Origin of the sequence: Trebonia sp. (genome assembly GCF_049794275.1) — a bacterium.
Classification (GTDB): domain Bacteria; phylum Actinomycetota; class Actinomycetes; order Streptosporangiales; family Streptosporangiaceae; genus Trebonia.
This window is the reverse complement of record NZ_JBARCR010001102.1, coordinates 1-2323: the sequence shown is the minus strand read 5'-3', so window position 1 is coordinate 2323 and position 2323 is coordinate 1. Positions and strand designations below refer to the sequence as shown.

The 2323-nt window shown below is 69.7% G+C and carries 3 protein-coding genes; 1 reads left to right on the top strand and 2 read right to left on the bottom strand.

Annotation, left to right across the window (positions count from 1 at the left end; genetic code table 11):
* Positions 1–65: 65 nt before the first annotated feature.
* A complete protein-coding gene (locus tag WA805_RS27455) occupies positions 66–809 on the top strand; it encodes an SRPBCC family protein (RefSeq protein WP_422339996.1) in 744 nt (247 codons plus the stop codon).
* 151 nt (positions 810–960) lie between these two features.
* Here the strand turns inward: WA805_RS27455 and rimI are convergent, their stop codons facing one another.
* Complete coding sequence (gene rimI / locus WA805_RS27450; RefSeq protein ID WP_422339995.1) at positions 961–1554, bottom strand: ribosomal protein S18-alanine N-acetyltransferase; 594 nt, start codon at positions 1552–1554, stop codon at positions 961–963.
* 64 nt (positions 1555–1618) lie between these two features.
* The coding region (locus tag WA805_RS27445; RefSeq protein WP_425243785.1) for a hypothetical protein at positions 1619–2323 on the bottom strand (705 nt) is incomplete at its 5' end.

The following is a 2323-nucleotide window of genomic DNA, read 5'->3' as shown; positions in this document are numbered from 1 at the left end:
ACCCCGGACTGGTCGTACCCATAGAATGCTGAACTAGCAACGAACCAGGCAGAAAGTAGTGACGAATGGCCATTGAGCTTGACAACTCGTTCACCGTCCCCGTACCGCCCGAGCAGGCCTGGGATGTCCTGCTTGACGTCGAGCGGATCGCGCCGTGCATGCCGGGTGCCACCGTCACCTCGGTCGAGGGAGATGAGATCGCGGGCCAGGTCAAGGTCAAGCTGGGCCCGCTCTCGCTGAGCTACAAGGGCACCGCCAAGTTCATCGAGAAGGACCCCGCCAGCCATACGATCGCCATCGAGGCGACGGGCAAAGAGACCCGCGGGGCGGGCACCGCCTCGGCAACCGTGCACGCCAGCCTGAAGCCAGACGACGCCGAGGGCCAGACGACGGTGTCCATCCACACATCGCTGAACGTCACCGGCCGCCCCGCTCAGTTCGGCCGGAGCCTGCTGCCCGAGGTGAGCGGCAAGCTCATCGACCAGTTCGCCGCCAACCTGAGGGCGTTGATCGACAGCACGAACCGCCCGGCCGAGGCCGAACCCGAAGCCGCGCCAGCCCAGGACGCGGCGGCGGCAACGGGCGATGCCGCCAGCACGGCGACGGCTGCAGGAACCGCGGCCGCCACGCAGACCACCGCGGCGCCGGCACAGCCCGTGGCGCAGCTGCAGCAGGAAGACTCGCTCAACCTGATCAAGCTGGTCGGCGGCCCGGTGCTGAAGCGGGTCCTCCCGATCGTGCTGGGGGCCGCGCTGATCGCCATCTTCCAGCGCCGCATCCGCGGCCTGTTCAGCCGCTCGAAGTCCTAACCCCGGTCACGCCGCCGGTCCTTCAGCCATCTTGGTATCACTTCTCGCCCCTAGAACCGGACAAACCGGACGCGAAAGGGGCCGGAAGTGATACGAAGACGAAAAGTGATACTAGGTTGCGGGCACCGTCACCCGTGAACCCGGAGGCTGGTCAGCGCAGCAGGTCCTTGCGCATCACGATCGCGTCCACCCCGGACGGCTGGTAGTAGCCGCGGCGCACGCCGATCTCCTCGAACCCGCGCCGCAAGTACAACCCGCGGGCTCGCGGGTTGTCCTCGCGCACCTCGAGGAAGACCTCGACGCAGCCGCGCTCGGCGGCAGCGGCGAGCAGCGCGCCGAGCAGCGCGGAGCCGACGCCGCGACCCCAGTACTCCCGGGTCACCGCAATGGTCAGCACGTCGGCCTGGGTGCCGCCGGGGACGAACATCAGCCCGGCGTACCCGGCCATGACGCGCCCGCCTGCCGCGGGCGGCGGGGCGTCTGCCTCGGCGATCAGGTACAGCCTGCTCTGCGGCAGCTGGCTGACCTCTTCGGCGAACATCTGCGCGGTCCACGGGTCGTCAGGGAACAGATCGTGTTCCAGGGCGAGCACGTCGACCAGGTCCGCGGGCACCATGCGGCGCAGCCGGGTCCCTGACCCGCCGGCAGGGCCGGGCTGTCCGCCAGGACCGCCAGGGCCGGCCGGATCGGCCGAGCCTGGGGCCCGGGCCATCCCGAGCCTGTCGCGCCACCTGCTGGCCGTCACCGCACTACCAATCCGAGCAGCAGCACGACCTTGAGGGTAGCCGACGCCGGGCCGCCACGGCGGCTCAGTGCACGAGCAGCCCGGTCACCTGATTGGCGACCGTCTCCGCCGCAGTGCTGAGCTGGCTCGGCGACGCCGGGCCGTAGTTGCCTTTATTGGCGTGGTCCAGCCCGTTCATCACCACGGTGACAATGACGTTGCGGTACCTGACGTAGACGGTCGTCACGTCGGTGGTCGCGCCGCCCGCGTTGAAGACCTGCGCGGCCTCGAACGCCACCGTGTCGTTGCCGCCCGGCATGCCGGGCAGGTCGGTGATCGTCGCCTTCGGCTGCCCGCTCTTCGGGCCGGGGTCCTGCTTGGCGCTCTCGTCCTGGGCGTAGGCGTACTCGGCGGCGAACGTGGCGCTGCCGTCACCAGGAGCCAGCCCGCTCGGCGAATACGCCTGCATGTTCACCTCGAGAACCCGGTAGACCGGCGGCTTGTCGAGTGTCCAGGTGCATTCGCTCTGCGGGCCGGTGTTCAGCGGCGGCGCCGCCACCTTCAGCTGGCCGGGCAGGTACTGGGTGAGCGTGCCGCCAGGCACCGACTGGCAGGCGTTGGGAACCTTCTGGAGCTCGCCGGGCAGGAACGTGGTGACCAGCGACCCGAAGCCGAGGTTCGCTGAGCCGCTGCCGCCCGCGGTGAGGAAGTACACCACCACCGCGATCACCACGGCCAGCGCACCGCCGCCGACGATGAACAGCAGCCTGCGGCGCTTGCGGCGGTCGGC